This window comes from Nostoc sp. MG11 (genome assembly GCF_014904695.1).
Lineage (GTDB): Bacteria > Cyanobacteriota > Cyanobacteriia > Cyanobacteriales > Nostocaceae > Komarekiella.
In genome coordinates, this window is sequence record NZ_JACXXN010000007.1 from 280,780 (window position 1) to 305,376 (window position 24,597).

At 42.8% G+C, this 24,597-nt stretch carries 21 protein-coding genes; 11 read left to right on the forward strand and 10 right to left on the reverse strand.

The genetic code is table 11. From position 1 onward, the window contains the following. Positions 1–62: 62 nt before the first annotated feature. Complete coding sequence (locus HCR01_RS13820; RefSeq protein ID WP_320073112.1) at positions 63–4,397, reverse strand: AAA domain-containing protein; 4,335 nt, start codon at positions 4,395–4,397, stop codon at positions 63–65. A 38-nt stretch (positions 4,398–4,435) separates the two neighbouring features. After that, the gene (locus HCR01_RS13825; RefSeq protein WP_193196764.1) at positions 4,436–5,353 is read right to left on the reverse strand and encodes a histone deacetylase; all 918 of its coding nucleotides are present in this window, start codon (positions 5,351–5,353) and stop codon (positions 4,436–4,438) included. 168 nt (positions 5,354–5,521) lie between these two features. On the opposite strand from HCR01_RS13825, the gene HCR01_RS13830 reads away from it, so the two are divergent. From HCR01_RS13830 to HCR01_RS13840, 3 genes are all read left to right on the forward strand, one after another. Then, positions 5,522–6,043 (forward strand): hypothetical protein, encoded by a 522-nt coding sequence (locus HCR01_RS13830; protein WP_193196725.1) that lies wholly within the window; start codon positions 5,522–5,524, stop codon positions 6,041–6,043. 66 nt (positions 6,044–6,109) lie between these two features. Then, positions 6,110–7,135 (forward strand): mechanosensitive ion channel family protein, encoded by a 1,026-nt coding sequence (locus HCR01_RS13835; protein WP_193196726.1) that lies wholly within the window; start codon positions 6,110–6,112, stop codon positions 7,133–7,135. A gap of 81 nt (positions 7,136–7,216) precedes the next feature. Beyond that, positions 7,217–8,014, forward strand: coding sequence for a class I SAM-dependent methyltransferase (locus HCR01_RS13840; protein ID WP_193196727.1), 798 nt, complete (start codon positions 7,217–7,219; stop codon positions 8,012–8,014). Between the two features lie 3 nt (positions 8,015–8,017). Here HCR01_RS13840 and HCR01_RS13845 read toward each other — a convergent pair whose 3' ends face one another. Next, positions 8,018–8,797 carry an MBL fold metallo-hydrolase gene (locus tag HCR01_RS13845; RefSeq protein ID WP_193196765.1) on the reverse strand — a complete coding sequence of 260 codons (780 nt, stop codon included), beginning with the start codon at positions 8,795–8,797 and terminating at the stop codon, positions 8,018–8,020. Between the two features lie 193 nt (positions 8,798–8,990). Then, positions 8,991–10,193: a PQQ-dependent sugar dehydrogenase gene (locus HCR01_RS13850; RefSeq protein ID WP_320073113.1), complete on the reverse strand. Its 1,203-nt coding sequence runs from the start codon at positions 10,191–10,193 to the stop codon at positions 8,991–8,993. Between the two features lie 340 nt (positions 10,194–10,533). Between HCR01_RS13850 and HCR01_RS13855 the strand changes: the two genes are divergently transcribed. Then, on the forward strand, positions 10,534–12,126 hold the full coding sequence (locus HCR01_RS13855; RefSeq protein WP_193196728.1) for an iron uptake porin: 1,593 nt from the start codon (positions 10,534–10,536) through the stop codon (positions 12,124–12,126). A gap of 75 nt (positions 12,127–12,201) precedes the next feature. Here the strand turns inward: HCR01_RS13855 and HCR01_RS13860 are convergent, their stop codons facing one another. Further along, complete coding sequence (locus HCR01_RS13860) at positions 12,202–12,978, reverse strand: Uma2 family endonuclease (RefSeq protein ID WP_193196729.1); 777 nt, start codon at positions 12,976–12,978, stop codon at positions 12,202–12,204. 112 nt (positions 12,979–13,090) lie between these two features. Between HCR01_RS13860 and HCR01_RS13865 the strand changes: the two genes are divergently transcribed. From HCR01_RS13865 to HCR01_RS13875, 3 genes are all read left to right on the forward strand, one after another. Then, positions 13,091–13,987: an alpha/beta fold hydrolase gene (locus HCR01_RS13865; RefSeq protein ID WP_193196730.1), complete on the forward strand. Its 897-nt coding sequence runs from the start codon at positions 13,091–13,093 to the stop codon at positions 13,985–13,987. A gap of 255 nt (positions 13,988–14,242) precedes the next feature. Continuing rightward, complete coding sequence (locus tag HCR01_RS13870; protein ID WP_193196731.1) at positions 14,243–15,301, forward strand: serine/threonine protein kinase; 1,059 nt, start codon at positions 14,243–14,245, stop codon at positions 15,299–15,301. A gap of 62 nt (positions 15,302–15,363) precedes the next feature. Continuing rightward, a complete protein-coding gene (locus tag HCR01_RS13875) occupies positions 15,364–15,756 on the forward strand; it encodes a VOC family protein (protein ID WP_193196732.1) in 393 nt (130 codons plus the stop codon). Positions 15,757–15,853: 97 nt separating this feature from the next. On the opposite strand, the gene HCR01_RS13880 is transcribed toward HCR01_RS13875, so the two are convergent. The 5 genes from HCR01_RS13880 to HCR01_RS13900 form a co-directional block, all read right to left on the reverse strand. Further along, on the reverse strand, positions 15,854–16,354 hold the full coding sequence (locus tag HCR01_RS13880) for a DUF1772 domain-containing protein (protein ID WP_226889312.1): 501 nt from the start codon (positions 16,352–16,354) through the stop codon (positions 15,854–15,856). Between the two features lie 47 nt (positions 16,355–16,401). After that, entirely contained in the window at positions 16,402–16,809 is a 408-nt protein-coding gene (locus HCR01_RS40775) for a VOC family protein (RefSeq protein WP_193196733.1), read from the reverse strand. A 100-nt stretch (positions 16,810–16,909) separates the two neighbouring features. Next, a complete protein-coding gene (locus HCR01_RS13890; protein WP_193196734.1) occupies positions 16,910–17,320 on the reverse strand; it encodes a VOC family protein in 411 nt (136 codons plus the stop codon). A 33-nt stretch (positions 17,321–17,353) separates the two neighbouring features. Next, positions 17,354–17,800, reverse strand: coding sequence for a YybH family protein (locus HCR01_RS13895; protein ID WP_193196735.1), 447 nt, complete (start codon positions 17,798–17,800; stop codon positions 17,354–17,356). 33 nt (positions 17,801–17,833) lie between these two features. After that, positions 17,834–18,190, reverse strand: coding sequence for a YciI family protein (locus HCR01_RS13900; protein ID WP_193196736.1), 357 nt, complete (start codon positions 18,188–18,190; stop codon positions 17,834–17,836). Positions 18,191–18,373: 183 nt separating this feature from the next. On the opposite strand from HCR01_RS13900, the gene HCR01_RS13905 reads away from it, so the two are divergent. The 4 genes from HCR01_RS13905 to HCR01_RS13920 form a co-directional block, all read left to right on the forward strand. Beyond that, positions 18,374–19,627, forward strand: coding sequence for an RNA polymerase sigma factor (locus tag HCR01_RS13905; RefSeq protein ID WP_193196737.1), 1,254 nt, complete (start codon positions 18,374–18,376; stop codon positions 19,625–19,627). Positions 19,628–19,823: 196 nt separating this feature from the next. Then, a complete protein-coding gene (locus HCR01_RS13910; protein WP_193196738.1) occupies positions 19,824–21,467 on the forward strand; it encodes an AAA-like domain-containing protein in 1,644 nt (547 codons plus the stop codon). A gap of 129 nt (positions 21,468–21,596) precedes the next feature. Next, on the forward strand, positions 21,597–22,223 hold the full coding sequence (locus HCR01_RS13915) for a type I restriction endonuclease (RefSeq protein ID WP_193196739.1): 627 nt from the start codon (positions 21,597–21,599) through the stop codon (positions 22,221–22,223). Positions 22,224–22,351: 128 nt separating this feature from the next. Continuing rightward, on the forward strand, positions 22,352–24,597 hold a 2,246-nt coding region (locus HCR01_RS13920), incomplete at its 3' end, for an AAA-like domain-containing protein (RefSeq protein WP_193196740.1).

The following is a 24,597-nucleotide window of genomic DNA, read 5'->3' on the forward strand; positions in this document are numbered from 1 at the left end:
CCTCTGGATTGTACCGTGTTCCCGTGAAAATTCTAGTTATTGCTTGTGACAATGTAATAGATTTAGCTGAAGATGCGAGAAACATCAACGAAACCTCCATGACGCTTTACAATATTTGAAACTTCAGAATACATACTTCCGATTTTTCCTAATTGATGGGTAAATAAATCGTGACAACCCACAATTATCAGGAGTTCTTGAGCGCGGGAAAAAGCAACATTTACCCGTTCTGGCTTCTTGGCAAATCCTACATCTCCTTTACTATTGTTACGAACCATACTGACAATTACAACAGGTCTTTCCATCCCTTGAAATCTGTCAACTGTTCCTGTGCGAATTTCCAGCGAAGGGAAAAGTTCAGATTGCAGGCGTTCATCAATTTTTCTTAGTTGAGCGCCATAAAATGTAATTACGGCGATTTCTTTTTTTGCACCATTAGCAACTCTAGAAGCCCAAGCACTCTCGAACTGCTGACACAGATTTTCAATCACATCAATTTCTCGAATATTAGAAAAAGAAGTTCCTTCACGTTGCTCTTGAAACTCATTTTCACTAGGCATTTTTACCCAAATAATATGCTGGTCTGGTTGAATTATTTTACCTGCCAAATTATGTGCGCGTTTTGTGTCAGGATCTAAAATGCCACATTCCAGTTTACCGTCATAAAACTGATTGATTGCTCCCATAATAAATGGGTGCATTCGATACTGGGTATTTAACATTTGCTTGATGGTTTGATCAGCAGTTTCAAACTGGCTTTTGAAAAGTGATTCTTCTAAGAATGTTAGTTCTTCTATTGGACTGCCAATTGCTTGAGCAACTTCTTCTAAAGTGCTAGTATTTAGCATTGGTGGTAATTGTCGATGATCACCTACCATTACTAACTTTTTAGCTTTCAGGGCTGGGATTAATAACTCTGGTGGAGTACACTTACTTACTTCATCAATTATCGCAACATCAAAGTATTTGAATTCTTCAGAAAAATCTCGACCTGCTGCTTGAACGCAGGTAATACCGACGACGTTGGCATTATCTAAATATATTCGCCTTAAATCGTTGCGATCGCGCTCAGTTGGATTTCTTAATTTTCCAATCCAATCTTGGACAAAGTGTTGATATCGATTGAGATGAGTTTCGTCTTTAGTAAGTTGCTTTTGCCAATATTTAAACTGAGCTTTGATAGTGCGTAAAAAATCTAGATTAAACAAATCTGTAACAGAAGTATCTGGTTTAAATTTATCAGGTATTGCTTGCCATGTTATCTGCCACCAGTTTCTTTCTGCTAGTAATTTTTCTGATAGCTGTGGCTCTGTTTCTTTTTCTAATTCACGTAATTCTATTTGGAGTTTTTCGAGTTGCTGTATATAAATTGCAGCTTCTTCTTTTAACCTTAAGAAATGCTCAGACAAAGAGTTTTTGATTGTTTCCAATATAGCAAAAGGCTCTAATAAATAAATCAAACTTTCAAGCTGACTTCTGCTATTTTCCCAAGAATGCACTTGCGTTGAAAATTCTTGGTGCTTCTCCCAAATATTTGATTGGTTTGCGAGATATTGTTCCGCTAAAGTAGGTAATTGAGGAGGTACGTTTTGCTGTTGAGTGATTTCTTGCAGAATATTGATAACTTGTTCAAGTTTTAAATTAGCATCTTGTCTTGCTGTTTCTACCTGAGATTGAGTAGTAGATATTTGCTGTTGATTAATTATATTTTTTTGAAGTTCTTGTAATTGGTTTTGTATATTTTGAAGTTGTTGTTCGGTTTCAGCTTTGACTTGTAAAACACATTTTCGGGTATTTGCTAGGATGATATCTATTAATTCTTGGGTAATCCGGGTAAGAGTAGAGTCTATGTTATCCCATTCCCATGATGTGCCATAAGTTTGTTGCATTCTAATTAAGAAAAGCTGGGTATTCTCAACCAGTAATTTTCGCTGTTTTTGGGTGAGTAGTTGATAATTATTAAACTGCTGGTAAGTCTCTTGCCATTGGGTGCGTAGGCAAAGCCCGCCGTAGGCATCGCTCTTTGACAGCACTATTGGAATTTGCCTGAAATTTTGCTGTATAAAATAACTAAAACTATACTGCTTACCTTGTCTGTCAGTAAAACCTCCCTCTATTTCATAAGACATTGCCTTTATCAACAACTCCCAATCCGGTAGGTTGATTTGATACCCTTTTGGCACAATTGATAATTTTAATGTATTAGCAAACATTAACAAGCCTAGTGGTAAATCTACCAAATTATCTGTTAATGGGAGATTAGATTTCTGGCAATCTTTTAAGACTTGATATAGATGAGAATATGCTGTAGATTTCCATTCTTTAACTGCTGTGATAATATAGTCTATTTCTCGTTTGCGATTTTGCCAAATTTGGAGTGTTTGCTCTAAATTTTTCTGTTTACTAAGTAATTGCTGTCCATCTGTTTGTAGCTGATTCAAACAAGTAGAATTCTGTTTAATAACCTCCACCAAGGCTGCAATCTCTGACATAGCCACAGTCGCATTCTGAGCATGACTAAACGCCGTTTTAAATTCACAAACTTCAGTCGCTACAGTCTCACGCAACCAAACCGCCAATCCAAATGCACCACGCGCGGGGCGGACAAAGCCCAGTTCCTCAGTATACTTGATGGCTTTACGAACATTTGCCAAAAAGTCTTTTACTACAGTGTTATCTTCTGTGTATGGCTGAAGGCGCGGCAAAAAATTCGTAACTTCTGGAGCTTCCCAATCTATATTTTGTGTAGTATCTAGCAGGTTTTCTAACCCCGCAATTAGAGATTCAACCTCACTTTTTTTAACTTCAGTTTCTTTATAAGCTATTTCTTGGTTTTTATAGTTTGCCTCTAAGTCTTGCTTGCCCTTATTAAATTCATTTTGTTTTTGATTGAATTCTTTTTCTGCTTTTAGGTATGCTGTGAAACGTTGTGATGATGTTAGTAATTGACGGAAGTTTTCTACATTATGGAGTCGTTGGGTAAGATTATTTTCGCAGTCAGTAGCAGTATTTTCCAGCCATCCGCCAATCACTTGGTCTTCTAAAAATGGCTGTCCTTCCTCGCCAACTTTCTCCGCTCGTCCCTTTCGCACAGCCCGAATTACTGGGTTGTGAACTAATCGGCTCAGGGCGTTATCTACTGCTAGGTTAGCTTGAGAAGCAATTAGAGTGCGACCACCCCGAAGCGCAACTTGATAGCAAATCTCGGCAATTACGGTAGTTTTGCCTGTACCTGGTGGCCCTTGAATAAGAACAAGATCTTTAGCAGAAAGCACCGTTTCTACTGCTGCTTTTTGACCAGGATTAGCAGAGGATAACAACAAATCTTGTGGTTGAAGTTCGATAGTTTTTTGAATAGGTCTTGCTTGGGAGGCGTCGAATAAGAAGTTGCCCAAATAAGGATTCTGCGTATAACCATTATTCAAGTCGTCTAAGGCTTTTTTCTTGCGCTGAATCTGTTTAATGTCACCAATTGCCTCGAAACATAAGAATCCGGTGGTTGGTAATTGATAGCGTTCTGTTGCCATGTATTCAGCTAAATCGCGTTCTAGCCTCACGCTGATAATGCAACGCTTGGGGTCAACTTCTTCAATAGACCCTAGTTGACGGCTATTTTGCCAGTTTTTTCCGGTAGGAGCAGTCTCGAAAAGCTTAATTTCTTCGTTTTTTGCCCGTTTTACTCGTTCCCAGAAGTTTTCTACATCGAGGGGATTTTCATTAGAGCCGTCAAGGGTGGCTGAGGCTACATCAATTTCAAAACTGATTCGCCTTTTAAAGCTATAGTTGTGACTCACGTAACGCACACAAAACTGACGAGCTTTAGCGATTTTTTCTTCAATTTGCAAAAATGCTTTCCAAGCTTTAAGCTGATCCTCTGTAGGCACATGATCGCCACAAACTGGCGTGGTTGCTATGCGTTTCAATGTTGCTGGCGGAATGTTGATATGATGCTGATAGCTAGGCAACAGACGCAAGCAATAAGGCGTAGCATAACTATCAGCGCTTCCTCGTAAGGTTTGTAGCAGATGAGCAGAGAATATCTTTAAACCGCCGTATCCGTCTTTTTGTACAGCTGCTCTAAATCCTAATGTTTTTCCCAGCTTCTTAAGTCTTGCGGGTAATTGAAAATCATCTTGATCTGTCGCTATTGTCAAATCCCAAATTTCTTGTTTTGGCTCTTTCCCAGCACCCTTGCGACGCACATAGAAGAGACAAGGCTTACCAAAACATTCCAACATTAACTCGTTGGCGCGATCGCGTCGCTGCCAAAACTCAGGATATGATTCTAAAGCAGTTTCACCTTCTAGATTGCGGATCAACCGATCAATTGTCGAACCTACTAAGACATAACCCCAATCTTCTGAGTCTGTACGCGTTTTCTTATTTCTTCTCTGCACTCTCAACGCCTCTGTGGTTCGTTAAAGCATTTTTTTCATTATGGTTGGTACTGCCGATAAACTTCACTGGCGGCGCGATGCACGAGAGAGTGCCGCCAGACGAGAGACTTCATATCATCGGCGTAACCACCACCAATTACGCAAGCTACAGGATAACCACCACTCATACATGTACTTAAAACCTGCATTTCTCGCCGGAAAATGCCAGCATCAGTTAAAGCTAATTTTCCCAGGCGATCGCCTATATGTGGATCAACTCCAGCATCATAAAATACTATATCTGGCTTAACTTCTGATAATAAATCTGATAGATACTTTGCTAAAGTTTGCAGATAAGCATCATCTTCCATTCCCACTGGCAAAGGAACATCCAAATCGCTTTTTTGTTTAGTACCGGGGAAATTGACTTCGCAGTGCATGGAGAAAGTAAAAACACTCTCATCATCTTGGAAGATGAAAGCAGTGCCGTCACCTTGATGAACATCTAAGTCTACAATCAAGATTTTTTGGACAAGTCCGAGTTTTTGTAAAACGCGGCAGGCGATCGCTAAATCATTGAAAATACAAAAACCAGACCCATAACTGGGAAAGGCATGATGAGTACCACCAGCAGTATTGCAAGCTAAACCCTGACTTAGTGCCAGCTTAGCAGTGAGTATTGTACCACCAACCGCTATACAGGTACGATGCACCAGTGCTGGACTCCAAGGCAAGCCGATGCGCCGTTGTGCTTTAGGATCTAGGGTTCCCTCACAGTAAGCTTGAACGTAGCTTGGAGTGTGGACTAACTCTATCAACTCTTGCGGTGGACGTTCGGGGGTGTGAAATTGTTCTTGATTCGCTACACCATCAGCTAACAGCAATTCGTAGAGTTGTCGGAACTTGGACATCGGGAAGCGATGCCCTTCAGGTAGTGGGGCAATATAATCTGGGTGGTAAATAATTGGCAAGTCCATGTTATTAATTTTTAACCGCATTAGAGGCTTGCGCCAAGTCAGCCAAGAGATTTTTAGATAATCAACAACAATGTTTATGTCTCCCACATCAGACACACCCAAGTGTTGTTTAAACTGGAAGCTAAAAGAAGAACATAACAAGCAAGCCTCTGTGCTTTTTTGTAACCAATGACGCAACTGAAAACAGTCTGGCAACAAGGTAGCGGCAATCCAGAAAATCCCAATTACTTAGCTACCATCCGCCAATGGTGGACAAACCTCAACGGCAAAGAAATCACCTGGCAACAACGAATAATTCCCCAAAATATTCAAGTAGATCAACTTGATTGGGAACCAAAGCGGTTTGATGAAGTCTTTGTTATCGCCCAGCCAGAAATTCGTGGTATTACTCTTTATTGGCATAAACCTGATTCGTCTCAAGAACGTAATACCACACCACATCAACTTATACTTGATAGCCTCCGCCAATATTTATACATTTTTCCCCAGTCCCAAAAAGAACTTGTGATTCGCGTCGGCTTGCCGTCCATCTCATATAAGACAATTTCCATAACAAATCCTGAGTACTCATACAATCCATCCGGTGACAACTACATTCTTACTTTACGGGATGCGACGCAACAGATAGAAGTAGAAGTTATCCTGAGTCCAGAAAATCTCAAGCAGTTAATCCGGCAACTAACAAGGTAAAATTTAGCCATAATCACACCAAAAAAGCTGATTTACTGAATCGAAAACCTTAATTTTTAAATTGATATGATGCAATGGATTGCGCCGATTGCATTTATTCTAGCTGGTTTATTAGCTGGAATAATTGGCGAAAAAGTTATCTTCAAGAAACTACAAAAGTTTGTTGCTAATAAAAGAATTGCCGGGGGTGAAATTATATTTCATTCCTTGCACCGCATGACCTTTATTTGGTTTGTCCTTGGCGGTTTTTTCTGGGCAATTCTGAGTTCTCCTCTCAAGCCAGATATTGCGATCGTAATGCAGAAGATTTTAACGATCGCATTACTATATTCAGTGACATTATTCTTAGCGAGATTGACTGCTGGTTTTGTTAATTTATTTATTCGGAGAGCAGAAGGGGTTCCCACATCGTTAATTTCTAATCTTGCTAAGATTGTTGTTTTAATTTTAGGAACATTAATTTTATTGCAAACTGTGGGCGTTCAAATTACGCCAATAGTCACAACTTTAGGTATTGGTGGTCTAGCAGTTGGTTTAGCACTTCAAGATACACTAGCAAATTTATTTTCTGGTTTTTACTTAATTATTTCCAAACAAGTTAGAACTGGAGATTATGTAAAACTAGATGGTGGGCATGAAGGTTACGTTACAGATATTACATGGCGAAATACAACAATCAAAGAAATTTCAAATAACGTCATCATTGTCCCAAACTCTAAACTAGCTTCAGCAATTTTTACAAACTATCATTTACCAGTTAAAGAAATTACTTTAACAATGGATGTAGGCGTCAGTTATGATAGCGACTTGGAACAAGTTGAAAGAGTGACTGTAGAAGTTGCCAAAGAGGTCATGCAAGAAATTGCACCCCAATTAATGCTAAATGAACCGCATATTAGATTCCACACTTTTGGTGATTTTAGTATAGATTTTCGGATTTACATGCGGGTAAATGAATACTTCGATCAGCGTATTGGTAAACATATATTTATTAAAAAGTTGCACAAACGCTATCAGCAAGAAGGAATTCAAATTCCCTTCCCAATTAGAGACATTTATATGCAAGACAATCTGAATAAAAATCAAGTTTGAAATGGGAATTCAACTTTAGTATCTTGCTGTAAACTTTGACTAATTGATTTAGTATCCACGCTCCTAAATTAGGAGAATATTATGTCTACTTGCAATGCAAAGGATTATCACAAAAACTCTACCAATCAACAGAGATGGGCACAGGAGTTAATAGCCAACCTGAAATTAACCAAAAATGAAAGAATTTTGGATATTGGCTGTGGAGATGGAAAAATTACTGCTCTTATTGCCAACTTAGTACCAAATGGTTCGGTTCTTGGTATTGACAGTTCTGAAGATATGATTAACTTTGCTCAGCAAAATTTTCCTATTAGTGATTTCCCTAATCTGAATTTCCAACACAAAGATGCAAGACAGCTAGATTTTGAAAACGAATTTGATATTATTGTTTCCTTTGCCTGTCTTCACTGGATTACAGATCATCTCCCCGTTTTAGAAGGTATTAAAATAAGCCTAAAAGCATCTGGTAAAGCCATACTTCAGTTTGGCGGAAAAAATCACGCTGCACCGATTAATGATGCTACAACCAAAGTAATTTATAATCATAAATGGAGAAATTATTTTCAAGACTTTACTTTTAAAACTTGCTTTTATAGCGATGATGAATATCAAGATTTCCTCAAACACGTTGGCTTAGAAGCAAAACGTGTAGAGCTAGTCCAAAAAGATATGGTTTTTGAAGGGAAAGCAGGATTAAAGGGATCAATTAGAACAATCGGGAATTCTAATTTTCTTTGGAGAATCCCGCAAAATTTACATGAAGAAATTATTGACGAGATAGCTGATATCTACCTTGAGAATTACCCATTAGATAGTGAGAATCTTGCTCATATTTCTATGGTCATGTTGGAAGTTGAAGCTACAAAAAATCTACTCTAAAATTCAGATTGCTAATGCTCGCTTCTCTAATGGTAGTTCTATGCGATCGCCTGGTGTAGGTTCCATCACCCGCGTCGCCAGATTGTTTTTCTCTAGTAACGTACGAAGTTCCTCAGCACTTCCTTTAGTCTGAACAAGTTTCATCAGCAATCCCTCAAAAATTACATCTCCACCAGCCGCAGTAGGTAGGATTAGTTGAGGTTGTAATGATTTTGCCACTTCTAAGATACTATTCTTTCCTTGAATAATCGGCCCAAGTAAAGGCAGCGTCATATCAACAAACGGCGTAATCACCACATCCACTGGTGCAGCTTGCTTAACTTGTGGAGAATGATAGCCGTGAGGTTCGTAATAAACTGTTAAACCACTCTCCAACTCTTTGAGCAGATAACCATTTTCTACTAAAGTGGGGCCAATGGGAGATCCAAGAGTAGCCTTAATTTCAACTTGCTCATCTAAAATGAAACTTTCACCATGAGCGAGAGTCGTTATCTGTGTGTAGCCTAATTGCTTCACTACCTTAGCAGCATTGGGAGAAGCTACAACCTTGATGGTATGGTCGAGCTGCTTGAGCGTTGGTGGATGAGTATGGTCTTCCAAGCCTTGAGACAGCAGAATCAGATCAATATTCTCTGGTATTGGGCGTTCTTGAGGTCGAGAGCCTTTAAATAACCAATCTAAGTTGCTGAAAATTAACGAACCAACCAGCCAAGGGTCAATTAATATCCGTTTACTACCGATTTCCAGTAACCAAGAGTTGCTGTCTAGCCAAGTTAAAAACATAACTTTTGTGAAGATAACGCCTACCTTCATTATCAACCGTGTCGGCTTTCTTGTGGGTATCGAGGTTAGCACCCACATTTATCGAAAGCGACGGGAAACCTCATTCTCTTGTGGGTGTTGTCGGAAACCTACCCCGCCGCTTGGGGCATAGGGCATTGGCTAACTCTTCTCTTATCTAGTGCTGGGGTAACTATTACTTGCCAGGAGCAGCGTACGATACTCTGTAAATTACACCGTTGGTATCATCTGTGAACAACAGCGAACCGTTGGATAAAACTGCAAGACCCACAGGTCGGCCAAATTGTGCCGTTGCTTGAGGGTTCAAAAATCCTGTGATGAAGTCCTCAAATGCCGCTGGTTTACCATTTTGATAACGTATCCGCACTATTTTGTAACCTGCGGGAGGTTTGCGATTCCACGAGCCGCGCATAGTTACAAAAGCGTCGTTACGGTATTCTTGCGGAAACTGAGATGCAGTATAAAAAACAAAATCCAATGGCGCACTGTGTGCTGTATAAGTTAGCGCTGGCGGTTGTGTTTTAGCGCAGTATTCCTCCTTAGTTTTACCTTGTGGGTCTGATGATAAATATACATCTGGACGGCGATCGCCCCAACAAAATGGCCAGCCGTAATCTGCACCCTGTACAATTCGATTTAATTCTTCTGGTGGTTGATCATTACCGCGCCAGTCTGAACCATGATCTAAACCCCACAATTCTTTAGTTTCGGGGTGCCAAGCAAAACCGATGGTGTTGCGTAAACCCTGAGCATAAATCGTCCGCTTGCTACCGTCAGGTTGTGCCCGTAGTAGGGTAGCACTTTCATCATTTGTTTCGTCACAAGCATTACAAGTACTGCCCACACTAATATAAAGCATCCCATCAGGGCCAAAAGCGATGGTTCGATTTGGGTGTTGTCCCGCATCAGGTAAATCATCAATCAAAACCTGTGGTTTGCCTAGATTCCCGTCTTTTCCTATGTCTGCGGCGTATAGTTGTCTGTCTGTGACAAAATAAAGACGATTTTGGCGAATTGTAATACCGTTAACATACTTATGACCCGATGCAACGGTCTGTATGTTATCAACACGTCCATCATTGTTGCGATCGCGCAGTGCCAATATATCACCTTGTTCGCGGCGAGTAACGTAGACAGTACCATCACTACCAACTGCCAACTTCCGAGGGTTGCCTAAGTCTTTAGCAAACACGTTAATGCTAAATCCCGCAGGCATCTTAAGTTGTTGTAAGAGGGATTCTTTAAATTCCAAACGCTCAGGCGTTGCCAAGTAGCCTTCAACGCGTTCTATTCTCTGTTGCTGGGGTTTTTGAGCACTGCTAGGAAGGGTCATACTCATTAATAAAGCACAACCAATAAATAAACTTCTTGCTTTCACTGCATCTTTCCTTTAATTTTTTGAAGTGAAAAGACTGGGCAGAATTACAATATTTTAGAAATGTAAATACATAGCAAAATACACTTTTTATGCTAACCGTAAAAGTTTCTTTACATGTATTACGCAATATAATCTAGTATGCTCAATGAGCATTCACATCTTACTAAAGGAATAGATATACCTACTTAAAAGAGATAAAAATTCGTTTTTACTGAACAACCAACAACCAAATTCCCGACTTTTTAGAGAAGTCGGGAATTTAAGCTTTCAAGGATTGCTATAAATAGATTTGTGATTTAAACTAAGTTGGGAAAATAGTTGTGATGAGTGAAACGAAAAAATGGCTCTATTGCCGAGAAAATTACTGTCTAATTGCACGGCAATTTTTAGCTTTATCATAGTTTTCTCAAATACTGTTCTAGCGTCGGAAGTCCAACAACAGAAAACATTTACACAACTAAAGCTTGAGGAACAACCAGAACTTCAAACTACCTCTGTTTCCCAACTTTCAGATGTACAACCTAGCGATTGGGCATTTCAAGAGTTGCAATCCTTAATTAAAAGGTATGGTTGTACTGCTGGATATTCTGATAACGCTTATCCAGTTCACCATCAGTTCACGCGTTACGAATTTGCTGCTGCACTGAACGCTTGCTTAGACGAAGTTAATCAACTGGTAGAACAAGCTACTCCACTTACTTCTGTTGAACTTTCTACCATCCAACGTTTAAAAGATGAGTTTGCTGTCGAATTAATTACTCTACAAAATCGGTTAGATAATTTAGAAGCACAAAGTGCAGAAATAACAGCAAATCAATTTTCAACTACAACTCAATTAAATGTTTCTGTGGTTCTTGCCGCTAGTGATGCCATAGGGGATAGTGCTGATAACAACCCAAATACCACAATTGATTCTAATTTAGCATTTAACTATCGCGCTCGAATTAATTTACTTACTAGCTTTACAGGCAGAGATAGACTGCTAGTACGTTTACAATCTTCAAATCGAGTACCAAATTTCAATGGTGTCACTGACACGAATATGACACGACAATCTTTTGAAGTTGGAAATACAAATAATAACTTTTTTCTAAATTTATTAGAATATCAGTTTCCAGCAGGCGAAAATTGGCAAATTTATCTTTACGCGAACGCTGCTTCTCATCATTACTATGCCACAGTACTTAATCCCTATTTTGCTAGTTTTGGAGGTGCAAAAGGTTCTCCTTCACGCTTTTTAGAACGTAATCCTATATACCGCATTGGGAATACTACAGGTAGCGGGTTTGCGTCTGTTTATAGATTTAATGAATCTCTCAGATTAGACTTAGGTTATCTAGCACAAAATGCCGACATTGCTACTGGTGCTGCTGGTTTATTTAATGGGACTTATAGTGGGTTAGTGCAGCTTTCTTATAAGCCATTTTCAAACGCTGAACTAGGGTTGTTGTATGTACGCAACTATTCTGATAACGGTGATTTAGCGCATCGAACAGGTAGTACTTTCTCAAACCTACCCTTTGGCTTAGGTGTGCCACTCGTTTCTAATTCTTATGCTGTTGGCGCTTCGTGGAAAATGCTTCCTCAGCTTGCTGTGAGCGGGTGGTTTGGATATACTAATGCTGAACGAGTGGATGGCGTCAAGGGTGATGCTGACATTATTAACTACGCTGTTAACCTAGCTTTTCCTGATTTATTTAAAAAAAGTGCTATTGGTGGCTTAGGCTTTGGAATGCCACCAAAAGTCATTCATAATGCGATCGCAGCACGAGAAGACAAAGGAACAGGATTACACTTTGAAGCTTTTTATGAGTATCCGTTAAATAACAATATTAAGCTAATACCAGGTGCAATTTATATTATAAATTCTAATCATAATGATGCGAATGGTGATATTTTGGTTGGCACAATGAGGATGATATTGAGTTTCTAATAAAAACTTATACTAATTACAGACATCGCCTGTTTTTAATCCTTTAATAAGTTTTGCCTACAAAAATATTTACTATCACTCTTGAATAAAGCGTCTCACCTCATCTACAGGTAAACTAAGAGAACTTGCAACCTGATCCATGTTTAAGCCCAACTCTAATAATCGAGGTATTGCATCTCGTCGGGCTTGTTCTGCTTCCTGTCGGGCTTGTTCTGCTTCCTGTCGAGCTTGTTCTGCTTCCTGTCGAGCTTTTTCCGTTTCTTTGTGACTTAAGAGTTTTTTCTCAGTTTGGGGTTCAAAAAACCGCAATTCTCCGTCAATCAGTCTGAGGTCTAAACCCAATACTTCACTGTGAATTGAAGTAACTCCATCAGGTAAAAGCTTCGCTGCAATGGATTGATATCTACCCTCAACTAAACTAGAACCCTTCAGTTGTGGATTAAGGTAATCTCCAGTTGGGTCATACTGAAAGTACTCTTGCACACCTAAGAGTGCGTATTTTTTGGGTTTATCCTCTTCGTCGTTCTCTTGGGTGGTTAAAGAAGTTACTTCTAAAACAAAACTGGGGACTTTACCCGCTTCTTGCCAAACCTTGTAGCTGAGGCGCTTCTTTTTTTCTACTCCATATACCACAAAGACATCGGGAGCTACGACAGCACTAGGAATACCCTTTTTGTAGTAAATAAACAGGTTTCCCGATACGTAGACATCATCTCGGTCTTGAAAATAAATGTTTAGGGACTCTACACCATAAATTAGATAATCCCGTGCTGGATCGCTCTCCGCCATCGGTGTACCATCAGAGTCGGGGTAGATAATCTCGGTCTTGAGTTGGTTGGTAGAAAGGGTCATAAGGCAAAGACCTCAACTCAACTGGGACTAGTTTAAAAATACCATTTTAATCAGAGTTCTTTTAGGTCAGAGAACATTACTATATTTAAGAAAGACTTTATTAATCTTAATAATGACTACAACCACACAGCAGACAGCAATACAAGATGCTTTTGAAAAATTCTTTTGGACTTGGCAGGGCTATAAAATTCAGTATACCGTCATGGGTACAGGACGCCCTCTAGTACTGGTTCACGGCTTTGGTGCTTCCATTGGACACTGGCGCAAAAACATTTCTGTTTTAGCAAATGCTGGCTACCGGGTTTTTGCCATAGACCTTTTGGGTTTTGGTGGTTCTGAGAAAGCGCCAATTAATTACAGCGTAGAGGTTTGGGTAGAACTGCTGAAAGATTTTTGGACGGCACACATTCAAGAACCGACTGTATTTATTGGTAACTCCATCGGCGCACTTTTGAGCTTGATAGTGCTGGTAGAACATCCAGAAATTGCTGCTGGTGGTGTTTTAATTAACGTTGCGGGTGGGTTGAGTCATCGTCCCCACGAATTGAATCCCCCGCTACGTATTGTTATGGGAGCTTTTAACAGGTTTGTGCGATCGCCTCTTACAGGCAAATTCGTCTTTAACCGCATCCGTCAAAAAGCCCAAATTCGCCGTACTCTTTACCAAGTTTACCGCGATCGCGCAGCCGTTACTGATGAACTAGTTGATTTACTTTATACTCCCGCTTGTGATCCCGGAGCGCAACAAGTTTTCGCCTCTATTCTCACAGCACCTCCTGGCCCAAGTCCAGTGGAACTATTGCCCAAAGTCGAACGTCCCCTATTAGTAATTTGGGGTGCTGATGATCCTTGGACACCGATTACCGGGGCAAAGATTTACGAGGAGGCGTCTAAAAATGGCAAAGAAATCAAAATTGTTCCCATTTCCAACGCCGGTCATTGTCCCCACGATGAAGTTCCAGATGTTGTAAATGCCCAGATTGTCGCTTGGCTAGCACAAAGGCCATAACTTCCCGCCTAGTAGTTCACTACGCAAACATTGAGGCGTGAAGATTAGGAAAGGGTTAAAGAGATAAGCGAAATAAACCTTTTTCCTTTCCCTACTCGCCAAGGTTCCTTTGGCAAACTACTAGACGCACATCAAGAAGAAACTTGAACCATGCGCCTTGGTGCAGGCAGTGTAAAAGTACGGCTAACAATTTGGGTGAGTACCTCTTATTTTCTAATTGCACCTTGACAAAATCAAACTCATGTGGTGTGTGTAATGGAGCTTGATCTGCGTAATGAATATAAAGGGGTAATTCCCTCAAGTCACCATCCAAATTTTTCTCAGCTAGGCTATCAAGTGATTCGTGAACTAGGACGTAATCGTGAAGGAGGACGCATTACTTACTTGGCTAACGCCCTCAACTGTAATCACCAGGTGGTAATTAAAGAGTTCCAGTTTACTAGTGCGGGTACTGACTTGTCAGGTGTGAAAGCTTACGAGCGGGAAATTGAAATCCTCAAGAAACTGAATCATTCCCGTATTCCTCGCTATCTAGATTCCGTTGAAACATCAGGAATTTTTTATATGGTGCAGGAGTATAAAAACGCTCCATCTTTAGGATTAAAACGTAGCTTTCATCCTGAAGAAATCAAGCAAATAGCTATTTCAATCTTAGAAATTTTGGTTTATCTGCAAAAGCAAGTTAACCCAATCATCCATCGAGATATTAAACCAGAGAATATTTTAGTTGATGAGCAACTGAATGCTTACCTAGTTGATTTTGGATTGGCTAGGGTAGAGGGTGCAAAAATGGTTCTTAGTAGCTTTGTAGCAGGAACACCAGGTTTCATGCCACCAGAAGAACAGTTTGGTCATGCCCTCACTCAGGCGTCAGACTTGTATAGTTTAGGGGCAATGCTAATTTGTTTACTTACTAATACCCGTTCTGTTGATATTGGGAAATTGATTGATGATAACTATCGTTTTAATTTCCAGCAATTAATTCCCCACATCAGTCCGCGTTTTGAGTCGTGGTTGATGAAAATGGTGGAACCTAATCAGAAACGTCGCTATGCTAATGCATCTGTTGCTTTGGAAGCACTGAAGCCAATTCAGGTTCTTGGTGCTGGTACTGGTGTCGATAATTTAGTCACTGCAATAAAACGTAGACAACGAAATACTATGCTGGGGCTAGCCACTATTATTACGCTGACTGCGGTGGGGACAACTTTGATGATTTCCCAGCCTGGTGGTGCGGTTAGGCAAATGCTGGAAGCGAAAAAATGCCAAGGTATCGGCTTAGACTCAAATTGCTCAGAAAAAATCGGATATTAAGATTGATGCGCCATCATTAAGAGACCTGATTCGTTAGAAAGCTAGTGTTTTGAGGAGAAAAAATGCAGATTACTGCTTCAGCGATTTCGCTCAACGTCGATGATGTCACAGCATCCGCTACATTCGTCAAACAACATTTCGGCTTCAACGAAGACATGTCAGCCGATGGCTTTGTGTCGCTCTCCCGACAGGACGCTGGGTTCAACTTGATCTTTCTCCAAACTGGACTAGAAACTTTTAAGCCGACCCACATGCGCGGACATCGAGCAGATGGTTTGCTCATTGCCTTTGTGGTAGACAATATCGATCGCGAATACACACGATTGCAAGCCGAAGGAGTGACGATTACAACTGCGATCGAAACTGAACCCTGGGGTGAACGGTTCTTTCAAGTAACCGATCCGAATGGTGTTGTCATCCAACTTGTCCAGTGGATGACCGAGCCTGGTACTTAGTCATGAACTTTTGAACGTGGTTTTTATGAGCATCCTAATAGCTGTGGACTAGATAAGCGATCGCTTATTGGTACATGATGAGCGTTTACAAACAACATTATGATTGCACTGCTCGATAGCAGAGCGCGATGGTGAACGATGCGGCTGCCGTAAGCGCCGCTGCTGCTCGGATGTGATTCCAGATTGTCCAGTTGGCAAGGTAGCTAGACCATAAATTTTGACCGATAGTGCTATCCGGCTCGACTTTCGCCAAAGCATCGTTGAGTGGCACATTGAACATGATTGTCACACCTAATGTGCCAATGAGATAGAGCAGGCCGCCGATGAGCAAGTAGGCAGCACCGGGTTGATGCCACCTTAACAGTGAGAAGATGACCAGAAGAATGCAAGCCGCAGCCGTTCCGAATAGCACCGTCATAAACAACGGATTGATTGCCGCAATATTAATGGATTGCATGGCAGTAATGCCCTGCGTCGGCTGGAGTCGCGCAAGGGCGTTCATCACGAAGGTCGAGAAGGCGAAGAAAACTCCAGCCATCAGCCCGCAGCCCAGTGCTGCCAAAAGCTTCAATGAAAAAAGCGAGTAGTCAACTTCCATAAAGCCTCTTACTGATTAGCGCCCAACACATTGTGGCGATCGCATTTTTAACCTTGGTTGATCGCGCTTGGCTCCATATATATAATTTCCCATATATGGCCGTCTAAGTCAGCAAATCCATGTCCGTACATAAAACCGTGGTCTTGCGGTTCATTGTAAGTTGTTCCACCAGCGGCGACTGCCTTGCGAACCATTTCATCGACTTGTGCTCGGCTATCAGAAGACAAACATACAAGCACTTCTGTGGTTTTTGTAGCATCACAAATTTCTTTGGGAGTAAACGTCTTAAACTTCTCATGCGTCAAGAGCATGACGAAGATGTCCTCGGACACAATCATGCAGGTGGCAGTTTCGTCAGTGAATTGAGGATTAAACTCGAAGCCGAGTTGAGTAAAGAACTTGATCGATTGATTGAGGTTTTTGACTGGCAGATTGACGAAAATTTGTGTACTCATGGGTTATCCTTTTGAATCATTGCACAGTGAAGGATCGGCGAAAGGGCGCTCAGGTTTGAGTCTAGGAGAAACGCTCGTAAGCGCCTTCTGGAATAACAGGTCAAACAGCTTTCTCGCAGTTGACCATCCACGGAATGCCGAATTGATCAACCAACATGCCAAAGCGGACAGACCAGAAAGTTTGATTGATCGGCATCTTCACTTTTCCGTTTTTTGCTAGGGCGTGAAAGATGCGTTCTGCCTCCGCTGGCTCGTCAACGCTGATTTGCACGTAAAAGCCCTGGGGTGTTTCAAAGTGTTCCGGCGGACTGTCAGACCCCATCAAGAGGCGATCGCCTAGATCAAGGCAGACATGCATGATTTTGTCGTGCCATTGGGCGGATATATCTTCTGCCGGGGGTGCATCCCGGTAAGTGAGCATCATGACGATTTTACCGCCCAGACATTGTTCATAGAACTTAAACGCTGCCTCGCAGTTGCCGTTAAACATGAGATAAGGATTGATTTTCATGGTGCGCTCCTTGGGTTGGCTCAGTTGATTGGGCTATAGGTCTGGCGTGAATGCGGCTTGAGAGGTTTCTGGATTAAATGGAACAGAGATATGTTCATGTAGGATCTGCCATTCGCCTTGATGGCACTGGCAGACAGCGGTAATCCGCATCCATGTCTGCATTGCCGGATGGCCTGGTTCCATTCCTGTGAAGTGCGAGAGCCAGTGTGCAACCGCCAAGTCGTTGCTAACTGTGATGTTGAGGTCTCGTGTTTCTATCTCAAAAGAGTCCGGGAAATAAGGCAAACATTGTTCCCAGATTTGACGGAAAGCATCTTTGCCTTTGATTTGGAACGGGGGTTTTACATCAAAGATGATGACCTCGGTGGCATAGTGGGAAATGATCTGATTAACATCCTTAGTGCAAATAGCACTTTGTTGATCGGCAATCAGTTGGCGAATCTGAGCTTCTTTGGGTGTTATCGTATTTTTAGCTGTCATTTAAATATCTCCTTGTGGTTTGAGGTTTAGACCCTAACGCTCTGGCAAGCCTGCGACTTCAATCACGGGGCGAATTTCGACGGTACCGACTTGCACTGCTGGAATCCGGGCGGCGATCGCGATCGCTGCATCGAGATCTTGGGCATCGATCAGGAAGAACCCGCCCAATTGTTCGCGCGTTTCTGCAAACGGGCCGTCAGTAACAAGCGGTTTTCCATCGCGCACTCGGACGCTGGTTGCAGTCGCGACAGGGTGCAGCGGGGCGGTCGCTAGATACTGTCCGTTCGAGTTGAGTTGCTGCGCTAGCTGGGCGGATTTCAGATAACAGTCTTCCCGTTCGGTTTCGCTCAAGGCATTTTCCTCCAGGTAAATCAGCAGCAAATATTTCATTGGGTTGCCTCCTTTATTTCCCTTTGTGAGTAAGTCGAATGGCGATCGCTCAAATCGACACCTCGTCAGAAAATTTTGATCATTAGGTAAAATCGAGGTTGATTTCCGTTGTTTCCCTTTGTGAGTAAGTCGAACGGCAATTGCTCAAATCGACACCTCGCCAAAAATTTTTGATTGTCAGTTATGGTCTCAGACGCAGAATCAGATGTAACCCAAGCGATCGCCTCTGTTTATCGGGCGGAGTGGGGTCGGATTGTCGCCACTTTGATCCGGCTAGTTGGAGATTTCGATGTGGCTGAAGAGGCGGCCCAGGAAGCCTTTACAGCCGCCGTGAATCAGTGGCAGTCCACGGGCGTTCCTGATCTCCCCCGTGCGTGGATTATCAAAACAGCCCGATACAAAGCTATTGATCGCCTCCGACGCCGGACGCGGCTGACGGAAAAACTGGAATGGTACGCTGCATCGGGGTTAATCCCAACGAGCGAGGAGCCAACCTACGACAGCGATGAAATTCCAGACGATCAGCTACGATTGATCTTTACTTGCTGCCACCCAGCACTGGCGATCGAGGCTCAGGTTGCTCTGACGCTGCGAATGTTAGGCGGACTTGAGACGGATGAGATCGCACGGGCATTTCTCGTGCCTACGGCGACGATGGCACAACGGCTTGTACGCGCTAAGCGCAAGATTCGTGACGCAGGTATTCCTTACAGAGTGCCAGATATAACCGATCTGTCGGCGCGGGTGGAGGCAGTGCTGACGGTGATCTATCTCATTTTCAACGAAGGCTATGCAGCGACAAGGGGCGAGGCAATGATGAGAGCTGACCTTTGTACAGAAGCCATCCGCCTGGGTCGCCTCGTGAGGACGTTGATGGCACCACAGCCGCCAGCGGAAGTGACTGCGCTGGTTGCGCTCATGTTGCTGCACGACTCGCGGCGCGATGCCCGTCTTGACGAGGCTGGCGATCTAGTCCTGCTTGAAGATCAAGATCGTCGTCGCTGGAACCGACAGCAAATTGCCGAAGCGTTGCCGTTGGTTGAAGAGGCGCTGCGCGGCGGGATTAGTCCATTTGCAGTGCAAGCAGCGATCGCGGCACTACATTGTCAGGCGGCACGAGCACAAGAAACGGACTGGTTGCAGATTGTCCGCCTCTACGATTTGCTCGAACAGTTGCAGCCCTCGCCGATTGTGTCGCTGAACCGAGCAGTGGCGATCTCAATGGTAGACAGTCCTCAGACGGCGCTCGGACTTATCGATGGGCTTGCTCCCCAGCTTGATGGCTACCATCTGTTTCACGCCGCACGTGCCGATCTGCTGCGCCGCATCGGAGAAGAGGAAGAAGCCGCACAGAGCTACACGCTCGCGCTCGTGCTGGTTACTAATGATAGCGAACGCCGCTTTCTAGAGCGTCGGCTGCGCGAAGTTCAGCCCTAACTGCAACCTGCAATGCTAATCCCTCAAACCTGCACTTCCTGGTATTTTCAAACCAGAATTATGAATCTTAAAAAAACACTACACCCCACAGAAAAAGAGAGTAGATTAGGAAACTGCGCTATCAGTAATTGTCTAGTTATCTGCTGTAGTAAACTACATCTAAGCCAGAAGCCTGCATTCAATAGTTGGTAGCGGTGTGAAAAAAATCCTGATTGTGTCAGCTAATCCCACGACGACAAATAAGCTACGCTTGGACGAAGAAGTAAGGGAAATTCAGGAAGGATTGCAACGTTCTCGAAGCCGAGATAAGTTTGAGCTTATTACTAAATGGGCAGTGCGTCCTGATGATTTGCGGCGTGCGCTTTTGGATCACGATCCTCAGATTGTCCACTTTTCTGGACATGGTGGAGGTAATCAAGGTTTAGCCTTGGAGAATAATACAGGGCAAATGCAGCTAGTGAGTACAGAGTCTCTGGCAAGGCTATTTAAGTTATTTAAAGACAAGGTTGAGTGTGTATTATTGAATGCTTGTTATAGCGAAGTGCAAGCTGAGGCAATTTACCAACACATTAACTATGTGGTTGGGATGAATCGGGCAATTGGCGATCGCGCAGCAATTAAGTTTGCGGTAGGCTTTTATGATGCACTGGGTGCTGACAGATCCTATGAAGATGCTTACGAGTTTGGCTGTACTGCTATTGACCTAGAAAGCATTCCAGAATCTTCGACCCCAGTGCTCAAAAGTAAGAAAAATTCAAAAGTTCGTAGCTCTGCTAGCGAAACTATTCCACAAACAACACCAGCAATTTTCCTAGAAAGTCCAGAAGGACAAGTACCTCTGGACTCTGCCTTATATGTCGAGCGATCGCCTATTGAGGTAGACTGTTACGAAACTATTCTCCAACCAGGTGCCCTAATTCGGATCAAAGCTCCTCGGCAGATGGGCAAAACTTCGCTCATGTCGCGGATTCTTCACCACGCCAATCAAAAGGGCTATCTGACTGCTTCTTTAAACTTTCAGTCAGCGGATGCAGAATTTCTGAGTAACTTAGATCAGTTTTTGCAGTGGTTCTGTGCTAGCATCACCAACGAACTTAATATACCAGATAAGTTAGATGACTATTGGAAGGGCGTTTTAGGTAGTAAGAATAAGTGTACAAATTACTTTCAACGGTATTTATTACCTGCGATTAATAACCCCATTGCTTTGGGCTTAGATGAAGTAGATGAGGTTTTCAAACATCCCATAATTGCTGCTGATTTTTTTGGGTTGCTGCGAGCTTGGCATGAGCGTTCAAAAAATGAGCCAGTCTGGAAAAATCTCAGGTTGGTAATTGTGCATTCTAAGGAGGTTTATATCCCGCTTAATATCAATCAATCACCTTTTAATGTGGGTTTGCCCATTGAGTTGCAAGACTTGAACCAAATACAGGTACAAGACTTGGTAAGGCGTCACGGACTTAATTGGTCTAATTCACAAATTGAGGAATTGATGACCCTGGTGGATGGACATCCTTATTTGGTGCGGGTGGCGCTTTATGAAATTGCCCGTGGCAGAATGACGCTCTCTAAGCTAGAGCAAGTCGCTGCAACTGAGGAAGGCCCTTACAGTGACCATCTGCGCCGCCATTTGCTGAATTTGCAAATGGATACAGAATTACTAGCTGCGGTTAAACAAGTGGTGAGTGCAAACTGTCCTGTAGATGTGGGAACGAGTGAGGCATTTAAACTCCGCAGTATGGGGTTGGTAAAGTTTCAGGGTAATGATGTAGTGCCTCGGTGTAATTTGTATCGTGAGTATTTTTTGCGTAGGTGTAACCCGCCGCAGCGGAAAGTCTGAGCGGAGGCTTCCTCCGATCAGAACTTTCCAAGACAGGCATCGCTTGGGGGTTAAAAATTAAGAAATTACATTAGGAAGACATGAAGGATTTTTATCTTCGAGTACCATTCAACTAAAAGGTACAGACAAATGGTTCAAGTTATTCAAGGAAAAGATATTACCTTAGCTGAACTCATCGATAATTTTGGGCTACAACTTGCAGATGACGAACAGTTTTTTTCAGAGTGGCAGCACGATTTACCTGAGTTGAGTGACTTGGAAAAGCAATCTCTCAACGAAGTCAAGGCAGAATATTTGCATCTATCGAAATATCCTATTTTAGAACCTGTAGTCAAAATGGTGGTGCTATCTCCACTATTGCGTCTGGCAGGTTTTTATCAACCACCTTTTTACATTGCCTCTGAGCAAGAAGTCAAAATCTCTTCTGAAGACGAAGGCACAATTATCCGAGGACGCATTGACATTTTGGTGTTTCATCCTCCATTTTGGGTTCTCATAATTGAAGCGAAACGAGCAGAATACTCTTTGGAGGTAGCAATTCCTCAAGCATTAACTTATATGTTCGCTAATCCTGGTAATGATAAACCTACGTATGGTTTTGTAACCAATGGTCGGGAATTTCAATTTATTAAGTTGATGAATCATAGTACACCGAGATATGCATTATCTTATACACTGTCGCTTAATCGTGGGGATGACCTACATACTGTCGTCAAAGTGTTAAAGCGGCTAGCTCATTTAATTCGTAATTCGTAATTATTGCGTAAGTAAGTGGGCGTGAATAATTAAATGTTTGTAGTTTCGTAGGGTGCGTTATCCCCTTGGCTAACTTTATGGGGATTATTAATTTTGAATTTTGAATTTTGAATTCGGAGCGAAGCGACGTGACGCAGTACCAGTATCAAGTCGGGGGTAGTCTTCCCCAAGATGCGCCAACTTACGTTAGAAGGCAAGCTGACCATGACCTCTATGAAGGCTTGAAAGCTGGTGAGTTTTGTTACGTCCTCAATTCGCGGCAGATGGGGAAATCTAGTTTGCGGGTGCAGGTGATGCAGCAGTTGCAAACAGAGGGAGTTGCTTGTGCTGCTGTTGATATTACCGCGATCGGTACCGCAGATATTACCCCAGAGCAATGGTATGCCGGGGTGATTGATACCCTATTGGGAAGTTTTAATATTTACAATGACTTTGATTTAGAGACTTGGTGGGCTGATAACGTTTTGCTTTCACCAGTGCAGCGTTTGAGCAAGTTTATTGAAACGGTTCTGCTAAACGTAATTACAGAGAAAATTGTTATTTTTATTGATGAAATTGACAGTATCCTCAGTCTCGCATTCAACCTAGATGACTTTTTCGCAGTTATCCGCGATTGCTACAACCAACGCGCAGACCATCCTGAGTATAATCGCCTTACCTTTGCCTTGATTGGGGTTTCTACTCCCTCAGATTTGATTCAAGATAAACGGCGGACACCTTTTAATATTGGTCGGGCAATTGATTTGACTGGCTTTCAAGTTGATGAAGCAGAACCCTTGGCGCGGGGATTGGCGGCGGTGGGTAATCCCCAAGAGTTGATACAAGCGGTGTTGGACTGGACGGGGGGACAGCCGTTTTTGACGCAGAAGGTTTGTAAGTTGGTGCTTGAGGGGCAGGGGAGCAGGGGAGCAGGGGAGCAGGGGAGAGCAGAAGAGTGGGTGGAGGGTTTGGTTAGGAGGCGGATTATTGAAAATTGGGAGGCGCAGGATGAGCCTGAGCATTTGAAGACGATTCGAGACAGAATTTTGCGGAGTGGGGAACAGCGGACTGGGCGATTGTTGGGGTTGTATCAGCAGATTTTGCACCAGGGAGAGATAGTAGCTGATGACAGTCCCGAACAAACTGAATTGCGGTTGACAGGATTGATGGTGAGGCGGGATGGGAAACTGCGAATTTATAACCGCATTTACGCAGAGGTGTTTAAGAAGGAATGGAGTGAGAAAATCTTAGCAAAGCTGCGTCCTTACTCCGGTGCATTGAATGCTTGGGTTGCTTCTGAGTGTCAAGATGAGTCGCGCTTGTTGCGGGGACAGACTTTGCAAGATGCTCAAGAATGGGCGGCGGGTAAAAGTTTGAGTGATTTGGATTATCAGTTTTTAGCTGCTAGCCAGGAGTTGGAAAGACTAGAAGTTGAGAGAAATTTAGAGCTAGCCAAGAAAGAACAAGAAATTTTAACAGCAGCTAATAAAAAAGCCAGACAGAGAGTTTTAATTGCTTCGGTGTTGTTGTTCATTTCTGTGATTGCTGCGGTTGGGTTAGGAGTATTAGCGCGGGGAAGTAATCAACAACTGGTTTCGGCAAGAAACCACCTGAAGAAAATTGATAGCGAGAAAGGACAGAAAGAGCAAGAACTAGCAACGGCAAAGCAGCGAATTGTCAATGCTAATCAAAAGGTAGTTGATGCTGAGGCTAATTTAAAAAAGCAACAGCAAACTGCCAAGCAACAACTAGCTGCAACAAACCAACAGCTAGCACAAGCGAGAGACAAGGAAAATCAGGCGCGAGGACAAGTAGAAAAGGCGCAAAACGAGGTGCAACAAGCAAAAGAACAACAGCAAGAGGCTTTGGCGGGCTTAGAAACTGCGAAAACAGAACAACAACAGGCAAAGGAACAGGTGAAACAGGCTCAAGATAACCTGAAAAAGACAAAGGCAGACCGTCAAGTTGCCCTAGACGCTACGCGACTGGAACGGTCAGGAGTAGCGAATATTAACCGCTTTCAGTTTAATCAACTGGGGGCTTTGCTGGCAGCCATGCGGGATGGCAAAGAGTTAAAAGGTCTAATAGACAAGCATAGTCTGGGAAAACTAGAAGCTTACCCTGCGGCTAGTCCAGTTTTAGCTTTACAGACAATTTTGGATAAAGTGCAGGGATTTACAGTAATGGCCGGGCATGAAGATAGTGTCATAACTGCCAGTTTTAGCGCGGATGGGCAGCGCATCCTCACCGCCTCCAGTGACAACACAGCGCGGCTGTGGGACTTACAGGGCAAGGAAATTGCCAAGTTACAGGGGCATGAGGGTAGGGTCACAACTGCCAGTTTTAGCGCGGATGGGCAGCGCATCCTCACCGCCTCCTGGGACAACACAGCGCG

What these genes read in the sequence shown, in the direction of transcription:
- HCR01_RS13825 (WP_193196764.1), bottom strand. Translation starts at nt 5,353, where the DNA reads ATGGACTTGCCAATTATTTACCACCCAGATTATATTGCCCCACTACCT.
- HCR01_RS13830 (WP_193196725.1), top strand. Translation starts at nt 5,522, where the DNA reads ATGACGCAACTGAAAACAGTCTGGCAACAAGGTAGCGGCAATCCAGAA.
- HCR01_RS13835 (WP_193196726.1), top strand. Translation starts at nt 6,110, where the DNA reads ATGATGCAATGGATTGCGCCGATTGCATTTATTCTAGCTGGTTTATTA.
- HCR01_RS13840 (WP_193196727.1), top strand. Translation starts at nt 7,217, where the DNA reads ATGTCTACTTGCAATGCAAAGGATTATCACAAAAACTCTACCAATCAA.
- HCR01_RS13845 (WP_193196765.1), bottom strand. Translation starts at nt 8,797, where the DNA reads ATGTTTTTAACTTGGCTAGACAGCAACTCTTGGTTACTGGAAATCGGT.
- HCR01_RS13855 (WP_193196728.1), top strand. Translation starts at nt 10,534, where the DNA reads ATGGCTCTATTGCCGAGAAAATTACTGTCTAATTGCACGGCAATTTTT.
- HCR01_RS13860 (WP_193196729.1), bottom strand. Translation starts at nt 12,978, where the DNA reads ATGACCCTTTCTACCAACCAACTCAAGACCGAGATTATCTACCCCGAC.
- HCR01_RS13865 (WP_193196730.1), top strand. Translation starts at nt 13,091, where the DNA reads ATGACTACAACCACACAGCAGACAGCAATACAAGATGCTTTTGAAAAA.
- HCR01_RS13870 (WP_193196731.1), top strand. Translation starts at nt 14,243, where the DNA reads ATGGAGCTTGATCTGCGTAATGAATATAAAGGGGTAATTCCCTCAAGT.
- HCR01_RS13875 (WP_193196732.1), top strand. Translation starts at nt 15,364, where the DNA reads ATGCAGATTACTGCTTCAGCGATTTCGCTCAACGTCGATGATGTCACA.
- HCR01_RS13880 (WP_226889312.1), bottom strand. Translation starts at nt 16,354, where the DNA reads ATGGAAGTTGACTACTCGCTTTTTTCATTGAAGCTTTTGGCAGCACTG.
- HCR01_RS40775 (WP_193196733.1), bottom strand. Translation starts at nt 16,809, where the DNA reads ATGAGTACACAAATTTTCGTCAATCTGCCAGTCAAAAACCTCAATCAA.
- HCR01_RS13890 (WP_193196734.1), bottom strand. Translation starts at nt 17,320, where the DNA reads ATGAAAATCAATCCTTATCTCATGTTTAACGGCAACTGCGAGGCAGCG.
- HCR01_RS13895 (WP_193196735.1), bottom strand. Translation starts at nt 17,800, where the DNA reads ATGACAGCTAAAAATACGATAACACCCAAAGAAGCTCAGATTCGCCAA.
- HCR01_RS13900 (WP_193196736.1), bottom strand. Translation starts at nt 18,190, where the DNA reads ATGAAATATTTGCTGCTGATTTACCTGGAGGAAAATGCCTTGAGCGAA.
- HCR01_RS13905 (WP_193196737.1), top strand. Translation starts at nt 18,374, where the DNA reads ATGGTCTCAGACGCAGAATCAGATGTAACCCAAGCGATCGCCTCTGTT.
- HCR01_RS13915 (WP_193196739.1), top strand. Translation starts at nt 21,597, where the DNA reads ATGGTTCAAGTTATTCAAGGAAAAGATATTACCTTAGCTGAACTCATC.